The following is a 17,645-nucleotide window of genomic DNA, read 5'->3' as shown; positions in this document are numbered from 1 at the left end:
CCAGCGTTCAATCTGAGCCATGATCAAACTCTTCAGTTAAAATCATTTCGAACTTTATAAGTAAAGTTCTTAAACTTGGCTCATCAATTTTCTGACAAATATTTCTCAAATAAACTTCGAGTAATTTCTACCATTCAATCAATGAAAATAATTTCGATCAATCAACCAGTAAAAATCCACACAAGTTGTTCTTCATAATCTCTTAATGATCTTCTTGCTACTTCGTCAGTAGCAAGCTAGGTCGGCTATATTACTCTCTATCTCTAGAAAGTCAACCAGTAATGAAAATTATTTTTAAACTTTCTTTCTAAAACCCAACTCAACCATCTCATGCTAAGTTACTGTTTTATCAGAAGTTTTAATCTTCATCACCGCCGATGGATGTGCATTCTACAGTATTTCAGGGGGCTTGCAATACCTTTTTCAAATAAATCTTACCGCATGTCTATTTTTTAGCCTTTTATGAAGTTTTTATTCATTTATTATACAATTTTGCTTAAATTACGCCTATTCCTAGTAATACAGTTTATTATTCCGGGTTAAACAACGCCACTATACTCAGAACAAGGCTTTGGGGTTTCCTTATGCATCGCTCTATTTATTTATCTTTATGCTTATTTTCTTTGGCCTCTAGCCCATTAATTTTTGCTGAAGACACTACTCAGGCTGAACAGACTGAAATAGAAACTGAATCTTCTGCTACTACTGCTACGGTTCCACTCAGAGAAAAAATATCTTCCAAGGTGAGTCATCTGCAAACCCAGCTAAAAGTCGATGCTAGTGCCGCACAGGCTGAAGAAGTTAAAGATCCTTTCCAGGGCTGGAATAGAAAGGTCTATCAATTTAATGATGCAATCGATCAGGCAGTCGTTCGCCCCATTGCGGTTCAGTATCAGGAAAAGGTTCCTCAAGATGTGCGCGGCAGCTATACCCAGTTCCGTAGCAATTTAGGTGAACCATGGAATGCGGTAAACCAGTTGATTCAGGGCCGGCCTGCTCGTGCAGCAAAATCTTTGGGTCGTTTTACCATTAATACTTTAACCACTTTAGGTCTGGCAGATCCTGCCCGGCGTCTGGGACTGGATCATGAAGATGAAAAGTTCGGGATCACACTAGGTTATTATGGTGTACCTTCTGGCCCTTATGTGATGTTACCGTTCCTGGGCCCAAGTTCTGTGCGTGATACTTTCGGTATGGCAGTCGATAGCCAGACCCGTCCACAGAAATATATTCTTGAAGATGATGAAGGCTTGTATTGGGGTGATCAATTCTGGCGTGCAATTGATAATCGTGCAGAATTACTTGATATTGAAGGTGTGTTAACAGGTGATCGTTATGCACAAATTCGCGATATTTATTTGCAACGCACTAATTATATGATCGCCCAGAAAAAAGGTCTGGAACAGGAATCTTTATTCCTTGAAGATGACTTTGATGATGAAAATCTTGAGGATGAATCTTTCGATGAAAATGAGACTGAATCTTCTAGTGATGACCTTTGAAACCAAAGCTCAATGTTGATTTGCTAGCGAAAACTTTTCGCTAGCAATCATTTGCTTGTTATAGTACATCTTATAACTCATTCCAGGATCGAACTACCTGTCTATGTATTTCATTCAACCTACTCGCGATATTCCTTATTTAGATCAAGTGCTTGAGAAGCTTCCGCATGTTCAAGTAATCAAGCTGGAAGATCACGAGTTGTACGATGCAACGATTATTGCCATTGCAGATGTACATGATTATCTGAAATACAAGTGGAACCTTCCGACTGTAGTATTAGCGCTGAAAAATGAAGGAACAGCCTTGGCACAAGCTTGGGAACAAGGCGCTTTGGCAGGCTGGATCTGGAATAAACTGCCTGAACAACCCGATATCGCATTACAAAAAATTGATGCGCAATATAAGCGTAATCAGGATAGTCGTGATCTTCCTTCAGCGGCAGAGTTACAAAAACGTTTGCTACCGAATGAAATTGAATTGACCAATTATGCGGTTGAAACCTATTTTCAGCCTTCTGCCTATTTATCTGGCGATTGGTACGATTACTGGAAAATCAGCGATAAAGAAGTCATTTTCTATCTTGCAGATGTTTCTGGTCATGGCGTTACCAGCAGTTTATTAACGTCCTGGATGGCAGCCTTTCATGGACGTTCGAAAACACCTCGTGAGCTGATCAAGAAGCTGAACGGGATGCTGGTTCAGGAAAATATCGAAAAGCATATCACCATGATTGCCGGAATTCTGAACCTGGAAAGCCATGTTTTGAAATGGTCCAGTGCTGGCCACTATCCTCCTCCGATTATCTTTGAACCGAATCAGGAACCAAAAATCCTGTCATCCAGCAGCTTTCCTCTTGGCCTCACTGAAGATCTTGAGGTAGAAGAAAATGAATATATCCTCAGCCGCAATGCACGTTTCATTATCTGTTCAGATGGGGCATTGGAACCGTTTAGCGGCGGTCTGAATGAACAATTTTCCCAATTATTGCATCACTTACAGAACGAATCTTTCGAAGCACCCGAACATGTCGCCGACGATATTGCCATTCTCAGCTTTATAAGAGTGAAATAGCAGTATAATCACAAGCTTTATAAGCACTTAATTTGATTGCGACTTTCAGCTACTTGAGTATCTATAGACCCTATGGGATAATTTAATATCCTTCTCTGCAAATGGCATTTATATGTCAACAGGTCATGTTGAATATGCAAGCTTGAATGGAACGCATATTTTTAAGCTTATCGGCGAAGTGCGGGCCCAATCTTGTATTAGTCTAGACAAATTACTGAACAAACTTGAGCAGCAGGACAACGTTGTTGGCGCAATTGTTGATCTGACTGAAACCAGCTTTATTGACAGCACTGTACTGGGTGTCCTAGCAAAATTAGGACTTAAACTTAAGCAGCTCCATAAGATCCAGGCGGTGATGTTGTCAACTAACTCTGATATCACGACTCTGGCCAACAGTATGGGCTTGGGGCAGGTTTTTGTCATTTTGGATTACTGCGGTGATTCAAATGTATGTACGCGTAAACTGATGGAAGAACATGTGACGCATCAGGCAATGCTGAAAACTGTTCTAGATGCACATAAGACTTTAATGCGGTTAAATCAGAGCAACCAGAATATGTTTGAGCCCTTGGTCAAACAGTTGCAAAAAGAACAAGATAATCTAGATCAAGTGTCTGAACAAAAGGTATGAATACACAATAAGGAATCCCTATGACCTTACTTTCTGTTGCACAGATGAATTCCCAGAATGAAATTGAGCAAAATTTCATAACCATCGAATCATTAATTCAACAAAGTAAAGCAAAAGGCGCTGAACTTATTGTCTTTCCTGAAAATTTCGTCTGTTTTGCTGCTGGTAAGCAGCGCGAAACTGCTGCTCAGTTCGAGAGCATTCAACAACGCTTGGAACAATTGGCTCATCAATATCAGATCTGGATTATCGCAGGGACATTACCCTGCCCTTATCGTCCTGATGGTTCGATTATTGAAGATGGTCGGGTTCGAACCGTGAGTCTGTGTATCAGCCCTGAAAAAACTGAAGCCCGCTATGACAAGATTCACCTCTTTGATGTACAGGTTGGTGATGCTGTTGGTGGCTATCAGGAATCCCAATTCTTTGAACCAGGTACCGATGTTGTTGTTGCGAAAACACCTTTTGGCAATATCGGTATGATGGTCTGCTATGACCTGCGTTTTCCTGAACTTGCGCTTCATTTACGTGCCCAAGGCGCGAATATTTTAACTGCGCCATCTGCCTTTACTTACACCACTGGCCAAATGCACTGGCAATTATTATTGCAAGCACGTGCTATGGATACCCAATGCACAGTTCTCGGTGCTGCTCAACAGGGTTGGCATGGTGAAAAACGTCAAACTTGGGGACATGCCGCTGCCACAAACAGCCGTGGTCAACTTCTCGATATGGTGCATGCGGAAGGCGCACAGATTATTACGGTTGATTTTGATTTGACTGGGCAGGCCAAAGTGCGTGAGTCTATGCCACTCATGCAGCATCGCAAGCTACTAAAGTTCTCTTAAGTCAGACTTTTTACCGCATTCTCATTCGCTTGCATAAATTAACAAAATCCCTGCTTATTCTTCCCTAGAAATTATGGAGCATAGAAGTTCCATAAAAGAACAAGCAGGAAATACTCTCATGTCATTAGAAAAAGCAGTATATACCGCACGTGCCAAAGCTACAGGCGGTCGAGATGGCCGTGCAACCTCTGACGATCAGATTCTGGATGTGAAACTGGCAGTGCCCAAGGAAATGGGTGGCCCAGGTGGCGGGACCAATCCTGAACAATTGTTCGCTGCAGGTTATTCAGCCTGTTTTTTAGGTGCCATGAAGTTTGTTGCCAACCGGGATAAAATCAATATTAGCAAAGATGCCTATATTGAAGGTGAAGTTGGCATTGGTCCGATTCCTACCGGTTTTGGCATTGAAGTGACTTTAAATATTCATTTAGAAGGAATGGAACAGGACGAAGCTCAAAAGCTGGTCGATGCCGCACACATCGTTTGTCCTTATTCAAATGCAACCCGAAACAATATTGATGTTACTTTGAATGTCATCACCTAAGTCTACATAAGCATTCCACTCTCTATCCTGAAAAATCAGAAGTCATTTCAGGATAGAGCTGATTATTCTTATAAAATTTTAATCAAAATTACTTTGTGCTATTTCATAGAAAAATGATCACTTGAGATATTTACTTAAGAAAACTGTGCCTTCCTATCCCATCGAATAAAAATTTACTCTGCCGCCTCATTGGTTACACGCAAAACTTCTTCAATCGTGGTTTTTCCAGCCAGCACTTTACGTAAACCATCATCGCGAATTGAACCAGATTGCTGACGTGCATAGGTTTCCAGCTCATATTCAGCCGCATTACCATGAATCAGACGGCGCATATGCTCATCAACCGGTACAATTTCATAAATGGCGGTACGTCCACTAAAGCCGGTATTACCACACCGTTCACAACCGTGCGGTTGAGGTAATCTTAAATCCTGTGGATGCTCAATATGTTCAAACAGATTCTTTTCAAATGCATCCGCATCCTTCCAGGTCGCACAATGCGGACATAAGGTACGTACCAGACGCTGAGCAACTACCCCAATTAAGGAGCTGGATAGCAAGAATGGCTCAATTCCCATGTCTTTTAAACGGGTCACTGCACCAATCGCAGTATTGGTATGCAGCGTTGACAATACCAGGTGACCCGTCAGTGAGGCTTGAACTGCAATTTCCGCGGTTTCCAGATCACGGATTTCCCCCACCATCACCACATCCGGATCCTGACGCAGCATAGCTTTTAATGCACGGGCAAAAGTCATATCGACTTTGGTATTTACCTGGGTCTGACCAATCCCTTCTAACTGATATTCCACCGGATCTTCAGCCGTCAGGATATTTTTGGAACCATCATTTAGATCAGAAAGTGCTGCATATAAGGTAGTGGTCTTACCCGAACCGGTAGGTCCAGTCACCAGAATAATGCCATGAGGACGATGCACCAGGGTCTTGAGTCGATCATAATCGTTATTCATCAAGCCCAGATGAGTCATATTTAGACGGCCAGCCTGTTTGTCTAGCAATCGCATCACCACCCGCTCCCCATAAGAGGATGGCAAGGTTGAAACACGGACATCGACTTCACGCCCTGCCAGACGCAAGGAAATACGTCCATCCTGAGGAATACGTTTTTCTGCAATGTCCAGCTTGGCCATCACCTTGATCCGTGATACCAGTAATGGCGCCAGCTCACGACGTGGCTGCACAATTTCACGCAACTGCCCATCGACACGCAAGCGTACGGAAAGTCGTTTTTCGAAAGATTCCACATGAATATCTGAAGCTCCAACCCGGATTGCTTCAGACAACAAGGCATTGATCAGACGGACAATAGGCGCATCATCCTCCTGATCCATCAGATCTTCGGCTTCAGGGACCGAATCAGCAAGGCTTAATAAATCCGGGTGATCTTCCAGACCAGCCGCGACCTGCTGTGACTCACCACTATCGCCGGCAAAACTGGAACTGAGTAACTGATTGAATTCTTGTTCTGTACAATGTTGATACTGGGCCGGATGACCCAGCAAACGGCGTGCTTCCTGTAATGCAAGCATAGATGTATTGTCACGACGGACAATAAAAGCCTGATCTCCCTCATAACGCAATAGCACACCATGACGTTTCGCAAAGCTATACGGGATTTGTAATTGTTTCAGTACTTGCATCGCAGATTATAATAATGATGAAAAAATTTAAATTGAGTGTACTCTAAGCATATGACAGCGTGAAGTATGTTTTCAAAGATTTAGCAAGAAAGGATGCCAACATTGCCGCAAGATCAAGAGGAATTAAACCTGCAGTCTCCCAGAATTCAATGGTGGGGAGAGCAAAGTTTTGAAATTAACGAGTCCAAGGCCTGGCAATTTGGCTCTCTGCTGTTTCGTTTGACCCGAGGCTTGCAAGAATGGCGACTGGAATATTATCGTCCGACGGTGCAGTACGATTATGAACAGCAATGGCATCAGATTAGTGATCCACTATTTGCATTCCCGACCCCGGTGAAAATTGAACGCTATATGTTCAAATCTACCCAAAGCAAGTTACAGCTTATGCCTCGTCTGGCGAATCGCTCAGTGGTGATTAAACCGGTTGATCCAATTTATATTCCGGCCGGTCAACGTGGAACGCTCTATATTAGCACCCCGCTATGGATTGCCGGTTTTGTCGAAGGTCAACGTGAACCGATTTTTGATCTTCCAGTGATTTTACCGAAAGATACCTGGTTTGGACCCAATCATCGTTCCGGTGAAATTTGCTATGCTACCGCAGTCGATGGCCGGACTGAATTGCAACAATTACGTCCTCGTGCATTCCGTGCTGTGACTCCAATTGAGTTTCATAATACCAGTCAGCAGCAACTGCGTTTCGATCGGATGAATGTTCCAGTACCTGCATTGCCTCTCTTTTATAGTGCCAGCACTGAACGTCTGTGGACCTCGCAGATTAAGGTTTTGCATGAAGGTCTGGATCGCCCACCCCGGATCCGGGTGGAAAACCGTACCCCGCCCAATGCGGGTGAAGTGGATTATTTACACCCACCGCGTGATCCGGCGGGAAATTTATTTAATATGTTTGATTCATTTTTCTAAGAGCGTGTGATGCCAAATTCGAATATTCCAACCGAAGTCACCAACAGTCTCAAGGGAGTATTTACCAATATTAATACCGATCGCCTGACTGAAATCGTCGTCGCGGTTGTGCTGTGTTTTATTGGTTTCCTGATCGCACGTTTTTTTTCGAATGCTTTTATCCGTACTATTGGTATACGCTTTAATGCGCATCAGCAAATGGTCTGGCGCCGCGGGATTTTCTACTTTATTTTCCTGCTGTTTGTGATGGCGAGTTTGAAGGAAGCCGGATTTAAACTCAGTGTCTTTCTCGGTGCAGCAGGTATTTTAACCGTCGCACTGGGTTTCGCATCCCAAACCTCTGCATCCAACCTGATCAGCGGTATCTTCCTGATTGGTGAAGGATCTTTTGAAGTAGGTGATACCATTCAGATTACACTGATTCGTGGACATACCGTTGAAGGTGAAGTGATTTCGATTGATCTGCTCTCGGTTAAACTACTTACCCAAGACAATATTTATGTACGCTTGCCGAACGAACAACTGATTCGGGCTCCGGTACACAACTTGTCCAAGTTTCCAATCCGGCGTATTCCGATTACCTTGGCTATTAATTTCCATGAAGACATCATCAAGGTGCGTGAAGTACTGCTTGATGTTGCCAATAAATATCCACTGGTTCTGGCCGATCCAAAGCCTGCAGTCACAGTCACCGCCTTCCGTGAATCTTCGATTGAACTTTTGTTTGCGATTTGGTGTCAGCAGGAAAATTATCTGAAAGTCCGTGATGAAATGCAGGAACGGATTCGAAATGGCTTTCTCGATAACCAGATTGAAATTCCGGTACCGAAAATGGGCTTTGTTGATCATCCACTGGCTCGCCCACTGGAAAATGAAGACGTTGATCAATATGCCAATGAGAAGGAGCTGAAGAGAAAGCCGGATTTAAAATAACTTTTTCTAAATCACTCCTCACCTCCCTTTACTAAGGGAGGAACTGTCATAAAAAGCCTGTCTTTCTTTTACATATCGCTTAAAGCAGTGCTTTAAGCTCGTTCAGGGTTTGGGGAGATTAAATTAACGCTCAAATCGAGTAATTTAGATTCAAACCCTTTTCTCCCCATCCGGCATTGGTGCTATATACGCAATCAGTAGCATGACCCCACCGGCCAGCAAGAATGAAATCACACGTGTCAGTGTACCGGTATGAGATAAGTCGAATAACACCAGCTTCAAGCTGACGATTACCAGAATACTGCCTCCTAAAATCCACATCGGTTTAAGCCTTTTTAGCGTAGCCGTCCACATAGTCGCCCAGGCCAGCAATACCCAAAGAATCGTCAGGCTTAACTGTACTGTGGCATTACTCCACAATTCCAGGCTATTGAATGGTGTTTGCAGATAGATATGTAAGGCCCGTAATACAATATAGCTCGACAGCCATAACAGGCTTAGTACCATCAGTACCGACATCATCCCGCGATCGTGTCCTGCCCGAATCTGCTGCAACAGCATCCACAGGAAACTGGCAAGCATGGCCAGACTGATCAGATCAAATGGATTGAATAGAGGTAACCAGTAATATTGGAAAGCTTGCTGGTTAAACAGCTGTGAGCATATTAACCAAGCTCCCATTAACACTAAGCAGTTTTTACTCTGCCAGAGTAAGCGCCACTCTGAATTTTCTTTTCGTCGATAACACCAGAACCAGAATACCAAAGGCAGAATTACCATACTGAGATAAGGCATGCTCGGTATTAGGCATACACTAGCCAAAGTCAGGCTGGCAAATACCCCAAAGCTCATCCACTCTTTGGATAAATCAATTCCTTTCACCGGTCTTAACCATAAAGCAGCCAGCAATAATGATGAAAGTGCAAAGATTCCACGCTCCAAAGCACTTGGCCAGACCAGAATCCCATTTTCGCTATAATCAACAGCCAGCAAAATCGCAATGATCACCAATGGCGTAAGACCGCTCCATTTTGGCAATAACCAGCACCATTCCTGATGCTTGCGCTGTATGATTTCACTTAGAACCGTATAACCCAGTGCAAGACTGAATAAACTATAAATATAGGCCTGCTCATGAGCGAACTCATCTTCAAGCAAGGCAAACAACATCAGGGTCGCAGCAAAACTGAGAGTGCTCAGAAAACTGATACTTAAACTATTGAGCTGCTGGCGGTATTTGGCTTTAAGCTGACTCAGGAAGACGACGGCGACATAACAGAAGCTGAGAATCCAGAAAATTTTCCGCGGTGTGGGATTAAGCTCAATCAGATAGTAAACACTACTGAAGCCTGCCATGATCAGCAGTCCCATACTCAGATAATGCGCAACCCGAATATTCTTTTCCAATGCCCAGAGATAAATCAGTGCTCCTTCAACCGCCCAACCCACTACGCTCCACTGCTCTGTCAATAAAATGGGTGGAACCAAAGCCAGAAAGATCAGCATCAAGCTGAGATAACTTTGGGAAATGACCTGAATACTTTCTCTACGACGCACTAAAGTCCAACAGATTGCAAATATCCCAGCAAATAACAGACTAAGCCCGGCTTGCCAAAGCTTCTGATCAGGCTGATTGAAATGAATCAGATACAGGAAAATATATGCGGTAATCGGTGCAGCAAAAATCAGGACAAGATCCAGAACCGGTTTTAAACGAAAACGCGAAAGATCCTGCCGAGCCAGTAACTGGCTAAAACGAAAGCCCAGCCAGATGAATACCGCACTATGTGCCAGAATCAGAGCGGTCATGGTATAACGCTCGTATGTATGACCATGAATCAGGCTATACATCCCACCTACTATGACTGTGACCAGAAAGGCAATCTGGTTCAGGATTTTCCAAGGCCGCAAACTGCTGAGTAACAGCACGCCGATATTAATCAGCAGATAATAACTGATGAACTCAACCGCAGAAGCATCTCGGGTCGGCAAGGTAAACGGCGCCAGATAGGCAATGAATAAAGCCATAACTGCCAGCTCAATACTTTCCTGTTTCAAGCTTAAGTACAGCGTAATTGCTAAAATGACCAAGAACACCAGAGCTGCCAGTGGCAACGTGGCAATCACCAGATTGTAGTAGGCAAAGAACAAGGTCAGAAATAGTGCCCCTAATCCCAAGCCTTCCAGTGCCAGACCGAAACTGCGGTTTTTAGCGATCAGGGTATAACCCAATCCGGTCACAACAACAGCAGATAAAGCGACCAGTCCTAATTTCACCGCCAAGCTCAGCTGCCAGTGCTCTGTCGCAAAACGGAGTAATAAAATGATTCCGATCACCAAAATGGCGATCGCAGCTTTAAGAACCGGATTTCCACGAAAAATCCATTGTTGGATCTGATCCAGCAATTGTGGTTGCTCTGGACTAGCTTGAGCAGCAATGGGTAAAGGAATATCGGGTTGAGTGATTTCTGGATGTATCTGATCTGCTGACCGGTAACGAGATTGCAACTGGACAATGTTACGTTCCAAACGTTGTAACCAGCGTAATAGAAAGAAAATCCAGGCGGTAATGCCGATCCCCATCAGCCAGTTGAGCTCAGTCACGCCTCCGACAATGGCGATAATAGAAGAAATATATAGCGGTATTTTAGAATTGGCTGGCACAATCACCTGCGTCGGTGCAGCCAGATCCCGCACGGGCGCTTCAATGGCACTGATATATTGCATCACGCTGATCAGGAAACCCAGACCAGTGAGATAAGTCACGATCTGCAATTCCAGATACCATGCACTTATTCCCACAATTACCAGACTAATCAGCCAGATCATACGCAATTCATTTTGCCCTGCCGTCATTCTTCTCGTTCTCGTTCTCGTTCCTTAACCATGTCATCATACAACAGCTTATACTGCTTATTTCATCTTCACCCGATATTCGCTAAGCTGTAGAAACCGACTTGCTCCTGCGAGTGCAGTAAAAATCACGTACAATAAAACTGTTTTTTGAATAAGGAATTGATTACATGCCACCATTTGTCTTGGTCGATGGCTCTTACTTTTTATTTCGTGCCTTTCATGCACTACCACCATTAACCACGTCAACCGGTCTGCACACCAATGCAATTCGTGGTGCGATTTCTGCTATTCAAAAACTGATGCGCCGTACCCAGCCAACCCATATGGCGGTGATTTTCGACACGCCTGAACCGACTTTCCGTCACGAGCTATCACCTATTTATAAAGGTGACCGTCCGAGCATGCCGGAAGAACTGTCACAGCAAATTCCATACTTACATGCCTTGATTCGTGCTTTGGGCATTCCCCTGCATATGCTGCCAGGTGCGGAAGCGGATGACATTATTGGTACACTGGCTAAACGTGCTGAAGCTTTAGGCCATCAGGTGCTGATTTCGACTGGTGATAAAGACATGGCACAGCTGGTGACTGATAAAGTGACCCTGGAAGACAGTTTCAAAGAAAAACCAATGGATGTTGATGGGGTTTTTGAAAAGTTTGGTGTATGGCCAAACCAGATCATTGACTATCTGACCCTGATGGGCGATGCCTCAGACGGTATTATGGGTGTGCCTGGGATTGGGGCGAAAACTGCAGCCAAATTACTCAATGAATATGGCTCGATTGGTGGCATTCTGGAAAATGTCGACAAGATCAAAGGTAAAGTTGGTCAGAATATTAAAGACAATACCGATGGCATTGCACTGGATCATCAGTTGGCCAGCATCATTTGCGATCTGGATTTAAGCTTCACTTATGATGACCTGAAACTTCAGGATCCAAATGTAGAAGCTTTGCGTAATCTGTATACCGAACTGGAATTCCGTAACCAGCTGCAATCACTGGATCATCCAAATAATCCCAATAACCGTAATTATAAACAAGCTACTCAATCGATTAATGCCAAAGCAGCACCTGAACCTCAGGAAGCCGATGAGCAGCAGGCGACACTGAGCAGTGATAACGATCAGCTCGGAGAGGCGACTTATCATACCGTCTTGACTCAGGAAGATTGGAGTAAGCTGTTTGAACGTTTAAACACTGAAAAACGCTTTGCTTTTGACACCGAAACCACCAGTCTGGATTATCGTATTGCACAGATTGTCGGTTTTTCGGTGGCTTTTGATGCCCAGGATGCCTATTACGTACCGCTAGCACATGATTATGAAGGTGCGCCAGAACAGCTCAATCGTGAAGAAATTCTGGCTCAGATCAAACCGATTCTAGAAAATGAAGCCATTCAGAAAATTGGCCACCATCTGAAATATGATGCGCATGTTCTGGAAAATCACGGCATTCATCTGGTGGGCTGGTATTTTGATACCATGCTGGCTTCTTATGTATTGAACTCAGTTGCCACTCGCCACGGTATGGATGATGTGGCTCGTCTGTACTTAAGCCACTTAACCACCACTTATGAACAGGTGGCGGGTAAAGGCGCCAAACAAAAAACTTTCAATAAAATCGAGATCGAAACTGCAGCGCATTATGCGGCAGAAGATGCGCATGTGACTTATCGCCTGTTTGAAGTACTCAGCAAAAAGCTGCAGACTTATCCTGAACTGGTCAATATTCTGTACAATATTGAAATGCCTGTAGCGCGTGTGCTGACCAGCATGGAAGAAAATGGCATCCGACTGGATCTGGCTTTCCTGGATCAGCTCGGTTGTGAGTTCGCTCAAACCATGCAGAATCTAGAAAATCAGATCACGGAAATAGCCGGTGAAGCGTTTAATGTCAGCTCTCCAAAACAGGTCGGTGAAGTTCTATTTGAAAAACTAGGCCTGAAAGGTGGCAAAAAGACCTCTACCGGTCAATACAGTACCAGCGAAAGTGTACTGGAAAAACTGGAACACCCGATTGCTGAACTGATTTTGGAATATCGCGGTCTGTCTAAACTGAAAAGTACCTATACCGATGGTCTATGCAAACAGGCCAATAACGAAACCCATCGTGTGCATACCAGTTATCATCAGGCACTCACAGCCACTGGCCGTTTATCGTCTACTGATCCAAACCTGCAAAACATTCCAATTCGTGCGGAAATCGGACGTCAGATTCGTAAGGCCTTTATTGCACCTGAAGGTCGTGTCTTACTCGCAGCCGATTATTCACAGATTGAATTGCGTCTGATGGCACATTTATCTCAGGATGATGCGCTAGTAGATGCCTTTAACCATGGACAGGATGTGCATCGCCGTACCGCAGCTGAAGTTCTGGGTATCCCGCTTGAAGAAGTGACCAATGATCAGCGTCGTCAGGCCAAAGCCGTGAATTTCGGTCTGCTCTATGGCATGTCTGAATTTGGTCTGACCCGTCAGTTAGGTTTCACCCGTCAGGAATCACAGGAATATATCAAACAGTATTTCCGCCGCTATCCGGGAATTTATGAATATATGCAGCGTACCCGTCAGGTGGCATTGGAACAAGGCTTCGTTGAAACTATTCTAGGTCGCCGTTTATACACACCTGATATCGATGCCCGTAACATGATGGTCCGCAAAGCCGCTGAACGTGCGGCGATTAATGCACCATTACAAGGTTCAGCTGCAGACATTATCAAAATGGCGATGATTGAGGTTGATAAAATGCTACCTAAAGATCAGGCCAAAATGCTGCTACAAGTGCACGATGAATTGGTATTTGAAGTCGATGAAGCGATTGCAGATGAACTGGCTCCTCAACTGGCCGAAGTGATGCAATCTGTGATTGAAATCTCTGTGCCTTTGGTCGTGGAAGTCGGTAAAGGCATGAACTGGGATGAAGCGCATTAATACTAAAGCTCCTTCCTCCTTTTAGGAGGAAGGTTGGGATAGAGGTTATTTAAATTTATAGACCTCACCCTAACCCTCTCCTACAAGGAGAGGGAATTTTCTTGAAATAAAAAAGGACGCCTAAGCGTCCTTTTTCTTTAGGGTTTGATTAAAGACCGGTTAGCAACACAATTGCCACCTGATTCATAATCATTTCAATTACGATCAATGCCAAAATTGCCAGAATTGGAGACAGATCGATCATTCCCATATTCGGCATGATACGACGGAACGGTGCCAATAATGGCTCTGCAAGTTCCTGAACTACCTCAATATAAGGTGAACGGGATTGCGTAAACATCACCACCCAGCTCAAAATAATTGTTGCAAAAATCAGGTAACGACAGAAACGGATCAAATCCTGCATCATGGTAACGAAGGTTAGAATAAGCAAATGGATTGGACCATTTGGCATTCCCCCAGACAAATACATGATGCCAAAAATTTTCAGCAAATACAGCACGACCAAAAGTGCCAGTGCAGCAGTATTCACCCGGCCTTTACCTGCAGTTGGGAAAATACGCCCAAACACATCTACAATTTTAGTCGCTTTGACAGTAGATAGAACGACAGGATTATAAGGACTCACCGCGGCTAATTGCATTAAAAAGCGGAAGAATACGAGCAAAATCGCGACGTTAATGATAATGCCAAAAATTAGCGCAGAATTTGCACCCATACTTGAACGTTCCTAAAAATTAAACTGATAGATTATTTGCTATTGTCACTGAGCTCTTGGGCCAGTTCCTGACTACGTTTTTGCGCAGCAGCAAGCGCTGCCTGAATATTCTGAGAAATCTGCGCGCGATCAAACACTTCCAATGCCGCCTGAGTTGTACCATTCGGAGATGTTACATTCTTACGTAGCTCTGCCGGTGTATTCGAACTGGTGATCGCCATTTGCGCTGCCCCCAAAGCAGTTTGCAATGTCAATGCAGTAGCTACTTTTTCATCCAGACCTAAATTCTTGCCTGCACGAATCATGCTTTCCATCATATAGAAGAAGTAAGCAGGTCCTGAACCAGAGACTGCAGTTACGGCATCAATCTGAGCTTCTGAGTTTACCCAAATTGTCAGACCGGTAGAAGCCAAAACCTGACTCGCCAGCTCACGGTCATCATTACCAACTTCTGCATTGGCAAATAAACCATGTGCACCAGTCTGTACCAATGCGGGTGTATTCGGCATCACACGGACAATACGATCAGTACCCAATAGCGCAGATAGTGTTACAATCTCGGCACCCGCAACAATTGAAATCACCAGCTTGCCATCAAGTAAACCTTGAAGTGGTTTTAACACACCAGCTAAAACCTGTGGTTTGACTGCAAACAGGACGATATCCGCATCTTTAATAGCAGCAATATTATCATCGGTGACATTGACTTCTTTTTCTGCAAGAAGTGAGCGTACTTTCTCAACCGGATCAGAAACTGTAATACGCGTTGCTGGCAACCCCTGCGAAATCAGCCCGCCAATCAAGGCTTGAGCCATATTACCGCCACCAATAAAACTAATATTACAATTTAAAGCTGCACTCATGTTTAATGCTCGTCGTTGAATTCTAAAGTTGAAGAAACCGAAATGGGTAGCCATCCCCCTGCTTCACAATATGCAGATTGAGCTAACCAAAATCCTTTAGGTGTAAACACGCCTAGCATAACATTATCTGTGCTTAATATTTGAATAGTATGCCGAGTCCAGGGAAATATTTGCGCTTCCTGAATAGCTTTTTTGAGCGGCCAGTGTCCCACCCGTCCATAGAGATGGATTTTTTCACCCCCCTTCCGTTGCCGTAAATACAAGGGTTGTCCTAATAAAGTGGGAGATAATCCTATCTCAGCCCTTTGAATCCTGAATTGACCAGAAGGAAGATGAACCTGATCTTTATTCTGTAAAATGATCTGCTGTTCGGCTACAGTCGATTGTTGGTCAACCAGATAAACTTCAGCTTTTAGGCGATGCAACTGCTGCTGATAACGCACATAGTAATAACCCGACCAATGCAGCGCTGCTTGAGCATCTGGTTTCGCTCCAATTACTTCAGCCTGTACACGCTCAACCATGTCCAGAGAGGGACGATATTGTCCCTCGCCTTTCATCCAGACCGAGAGTAACTGACGCTGCCGTGCTTTGGATAAACTTGAGAATGAAGATAGATCGAGAATTTCGGCGTTACCACAGAGTTTAAGATCCTGCTCTAATACTTCTTGCAGAATGTTTTGTGCATCCTGCATCAGTTCACTGGTACGAGCCAAGGCAGACTGCATTTTCGGATAGCGATGACTTAAGACTGGCCACAGCACCTGACGTGCCCAGGCACGGTCATAATGAGTATCCTGATTAGTTGGATCTTCAATATTCTGGATATTTAAATCTGCTGCCCATTGGCAAATCTGCTCACGAGAAATATCCAGCAGTGGCCGCCAGATGGTTAAATCTGTCCGTATATCGATCGCTTTCATGGCAGCCAGACCATCAATCCCTGCACCAGAAAGTAAGCGCAACATCAAAGTTTCTGCTTGATCTTGCTGATGATGGGCTAAGACCAGAATTTCATCGGGCTGAAGATGCTGTAAATAAGCTTGATACCGCGATTGGCGAGCCTGTGATTCCAGATTGCCGCTGGCAACATGGACGGGCTGAATGATGCAAGGAATATTTAGTTGCTGACACTGTTGCTGGACAAAAGCGCCCCATTCATTGCTGATACTTTGTAATTGATGATCAACATAAATCGCGCGGATTTTTTCCGGACACAAAAAAAACATCAGATGCAGCAACAGCATAGAATCTACGCCGCCACTGCATCCGATTAGAAATTTTGTTTCTGCAGGAAATTCCTGCAGTTGCTTTAAGATGCCAGACCTAAATTGTCGCTGCCAAACTTCATTAAACGTTGGTAACGTGCTTCGCATCGTGCTTGTGGTTCCATTGCTTGCAGTTCATTTAAAGCTTCTTTCAGGACTGCTTTCAGTTGGTACATGACTTCATCCGGATCCAGATGTGCGCCTTCACCTTCATCAACGACGTATTCAACAATGCCCATCTTCTGTAATTTTTCAGCAGTCAATGCCAAAGCTTCACTGGCCTGTTCTGCTTTTTCTGCGGTTTTCCACAGAATAGATGCACAACCTTCTGGTGAAATCACTGAATAAATACTGTGAGAAAGCATCACTACACGATCCGCAACACCAATGCCGAGTGCGCCACCTGAACCACCTTCACCCAAAACTGTAGCAATTACAGGTACTTTCAGATTAGAAAGTTGTGCCAAACTTGACGCAATCGCTTCAGCCTGACCACGCTCTTCCGCACCCACACCTGGGTATGCACCCATGGTATCAATAAAGGTGAAGACTGGCAGATTAAAACGTTCCGCCATATCCAGCAGACGCTGAGCTTTACGGTAACCTTCCGGGTTACTCATGCCAAAATTATGCTGTAATTTTTCACGGGTACTACGACCACGGTGCTGACCCACGATCATCACCGGTTGTCCATCAAAACGTGCCAGACCACCGATCATTGCGCCATCATCACCATAGAGACGGTCGCCATGCAAAGCATCAAATTCAGTGAATATTTCACCTACGTAGTCCAGAAATTGTGGACGTTCCGGATGACGAGCAATCTGTACTGTCGTCCATGCTTTTGATGGGGTAGCTTTATTTTTCATAGGTCAACCGTTTTCATCCCTAT

14 protein-coding genes are annotated in these 17,645 nt (G+C 44.2%); 8 read left to right on the top strand and 6 right to left on the bottom strand.

What is annotated here, in order from left to right; all coding sequences use genetic code 11:
- The first annotated feature begins 584 nt into the window (after window positions 1-584).
- From FTV34_RS09325 to FTV34_RS09305, 5 genes are all read left to right on the top strand, one after another.
- Window positions 585-1,502 (top strand): VacJ family lipoprotein, encoded by a 918-nt coding sequence (locus FTV34_RS09325; RefSeq protein WP_180011765.1) that lies wholly within the window; start codon window positions 585-587, stop codon window positions 1,500-1,502.
- Between the two features lie 103 nt (window positions 1,503-1,605).
- Window positions 1,606-2,574, top strand: coding sequence for an RsbU family protein phosphatase GigA (gene gigA / locus FTV34_RS09320; protein ID WP_180011763.1), 969 nt, complete (start codon window positions 1,606-1,608; stop codon window positions 2,572-2,574).
- A gap of 112 nt (window positions 2,575-2,686) precedes the next feature.
- Complete coding sequence (gigB, locus tag FTV34_RS09315; protein ID WP_004783532.1) at window positions 2,687-3,205, top strand: anti-anti-sigma factor GigB; 519 nt, start codon at window positions 2,687-2,689, stop codon at window positions 3,203-3,205.
- A gap of 20 nt (window positions 3,206-3,225) precedes the next feature.
- A complete protein-coding gene (locus tag FTV34_RS09310) occupies window positions 3,226-4,053 on the top strand; it encodes a carbon-nitrogen hydrolase family protein (RefSeq protein WP_180011761.1) in 828 nt (275 codons plus the stop codon).
- Window positions 4,054-4,171: 118 nt separating this feature from the next.
- A complete protein-coding gene (locus FTV34_RS09305) occupies window positions 4,172-4,597 on the top strand; it encodes an organic hydroperoxide resistance protein (protein ID WP_004783539.1) in 426 nt (141 codons plus the stop codon).
- Window positions 4,598-4,770: 173 nt separating this feature from the next.
- Here FTV34_RS09305 and gspE read toward each other — a convergent pair whose 3' ends face one another.
- Window positions 4,771-6,258: a type II secretion system ATPase GspE gene (gspE, locus tag FTV34_RS09300; protein ID WP_004783540.1), complete on the bottom strand. Its 1,488-nt coding sequence runs from the start codon at window positions 6,256-6,258 to the stop codon at window positions 4,771-4,773.
- 102 nt (window positions 6,259-6,360) lie between these two features.
- On the opposite strand from gspE, the gene FTV34_RS09295 reads away from it, so the two are divergent.
- Window positions 6,361-7,182, top strand: a complete 822-nt coding sequence (locus tag FTV34_RS09295; protein ID WP_257218507.1) for a hypothetical protein — start codon at window positions 6,361-6,363, stop codon at window positions 7,180-7,182.
- 9 nt (window positions 7,183-7,191) lie between these two features.
- Entirely contained in the window at window positions 7,192-8,115 is a 924-nt protein-coding gene (locus FTV34_RS09290; RefSeq protein ID WP_180011759.1) for a mechanosensitive ion channel family protein, read from the top strand.
- Between the two features lie 150 nt (window positions 8,116-8,265).
- Here the strand turns inward: FTV34_RS09290 and FTV34_RS09285 are convergent, their stop codons facing one another.
- Window positions 8,266-10,971 carry a DUF2339 domain-containing protein gene (locus tag FTV34_RS09285; RefSeq protein WP_180011757.1) on the bottom strand — a complete coding sequence of 902 codons (2,706 nt, stop codon included), beginning with the start codon at window positions 10,969-10,971 and terminating at the stop codon, window positions 8,266-8,268.
- 167 nt (window positions 10,972-11,138) lie between these two features.
- On the opposite strand from FTV34_RS09285, the gene polA reads away from it, so the two are divergent.
- Window positions 11,139-13,904, top strand: coding sequence for a DNA polymerase I (gene polA, locus FTV34_RS09280; RefSeq protein WP_180011755.1), 2,766 nt, complete (start codon window positions 11,139-11,141; stop codon window positions 13,902-13,904).
- Between the two features lie 148 nt (window positions 13,905-14,052).
- On the opposite strand, the gene FTV34_RS09275 is transcribed toward polA, so the two are convergent.
- From FTV34_RS09275 to FTV34_RS09260, 4 genes are read right to left on the bottom strand one after another with little or no spacing between them, the layout of a single operon-like run.
- On the bottom strand, window positions 14,053-14,622 hold the full coding sequence (locus FTV34_RS09275; protein ID WP_004783550.1) for a YggT family protein: 570 nt from the start codon (window positions 14,620-14,622) through the stop codon (window positions 14,053-14,055).
- Between the two features lie 32 nt (window positions 14,623-14,654).
- Window positions 14,655-15,485, bottom strand: coding sequence for a pyrroline-5-carboxylate reductase (gene proC, locus FTV34_RS09270; protein WP_180011753.1), 831 nt, complete (start codon window positions 15,483-15,485; stop codon window positions 14,655-14,657).
- Window positions 15,486-15,487: 2 nt separating this feature from the next.
- Window positions 15,488-16,861, bottom strand: a complete 1,374-nt coding sequence (gene tilS / locus FTV34_RS09265) for a tRNA lysidine(34) synthetase TilS (RefSeq protein ID WP_180069980.1) — start codon at window positions 16,859-16,861, stop codon at window positions 15,488-15,490.
- Complete coding sequence (locus FTV34_RS09260; protein ID WP_004783557.1) at window positions 16,798-17,622, bottom strand: acetyl-CoA carboxylase carboxyltransferase subunit alpha; 825 nt, start codon at window positions 17,620-17,622, stop codon at window positions 16,798-16,800. The genes tilS and FTV34_RS09260 overlap by 64 nt, the downstream gene beginning before the upstream one ends.
- Window positions 17,623-17,645: the final 23 nt, after the last annotated feature.

It is taken from the genome of Acinetobacter sp. YH16038 (assembly GCF_013417275.1).
In the GTDB taxonomy this organism is placed as follows: Bacteria; Pseudomonadota; Gammaproteobacteria; order Pseudomonadales; family Moraxellaceae; genus Acinetobacter.
Note: the sequence above shows the minus strand (reverse complement) of the source record. Positions and strands in the feature narration are given on the sequence as shown.

What these genes read in the sequence shown, in the direction of transcription:
- tilS (WP_180069980.1), bottom strand. Translation starts at nt 16,861, where the DNA reads ATGCGAAGCACGTTACCAACGTTTAATGAAGTTTGGCAGCGACAATTT.
- FTV34_RS09290 (WP_180011759.1), top strand. Translation starts at nt 7,192, where the DNA reads ATGCCAAATTCGAATATTCCAACCGAAGTCACCAACAGTCTCAAGGGA.
- gspE (WP_004783540.1), bottom strand. Translation starts at nt 6,258, where the DNA reads ATGCAAGTACTGAAACAATTACAAATCCCGTATAGCTTTGCGAAACGT.
- proC (WP_180011753.1), bottom strand. Translation starts at nt 15,485, where the DNA reads ATGAGTGCAGCTTTAAATTGTAATATTAGTTTTATTGGTGGCGGTAAT.
- FTV34_RS09260 (WP_004783557.1), bottom strand. Translation starts at nt 17,622, where the DNA reads ATGAAAAATAAAGCTACCCCATCAAAAGCATGGACGACAGTACAGATT.
- FTV34_RS09310 (WP_180011761.1), top strand. Translation starts at nt 3,226, where the DNA reads ATGACCTTACTTTCTGTTGCACAGATGAATTCCCAGAATGAAATTGAG.
- FTV34_RS09305 (WP_004783539.1), top strand. Translation starts at nt 4,172, where the DNA reads ATGTCATTAGAAAAAGCAGTATATACCGCACGTGCCAAAGCTACAGGC.
- FTV34_RS09285 (WP_180011757.1), bottom strand. Translation starts at nt 10,971, where the DNA reads ATGACGGCAGGGCAAAATGAATTGCGTATGATCTGGCTGATTAGTCTG.
- gigB (WP_004783532.1), top strand. Translation starts at nt 2,687, where the DNA reads ATGTCAACAGGTCATGTTGAATATGCAAGCTTGAATGGAACGCATATT.
- gigA (WP_180011763.1), top strand. Translation starts at nt 1,606, where the DNA reads ATGTATTTCATTCAACCTACTCGCGATATTCCTTATTTAGATCAAGTG.
- polA (WP_180011755.1), top strand. Translation starts at nt 11,139, where the DNA reads ATGCCACCATTTGTCTTGGTCGATGGCTCTTACTTTTTATTTCGTGCC.
- FTV34_RS09325 (WP_180011765.1), top strand. Translation starts at nt 585, where the DNA reads ATGCATCGCTCTATTTATTTATCTTTATGCTTATTTTCTTTGGCCTCT.
- FTV34_RS09275 (WP_004783550.1), bottom strand. Translation starts at nt 14,622, where the DNA reads ATGGGTGCAAATTCTGCGCTAATTTTTGGCATTATCATTAACGTCGCG.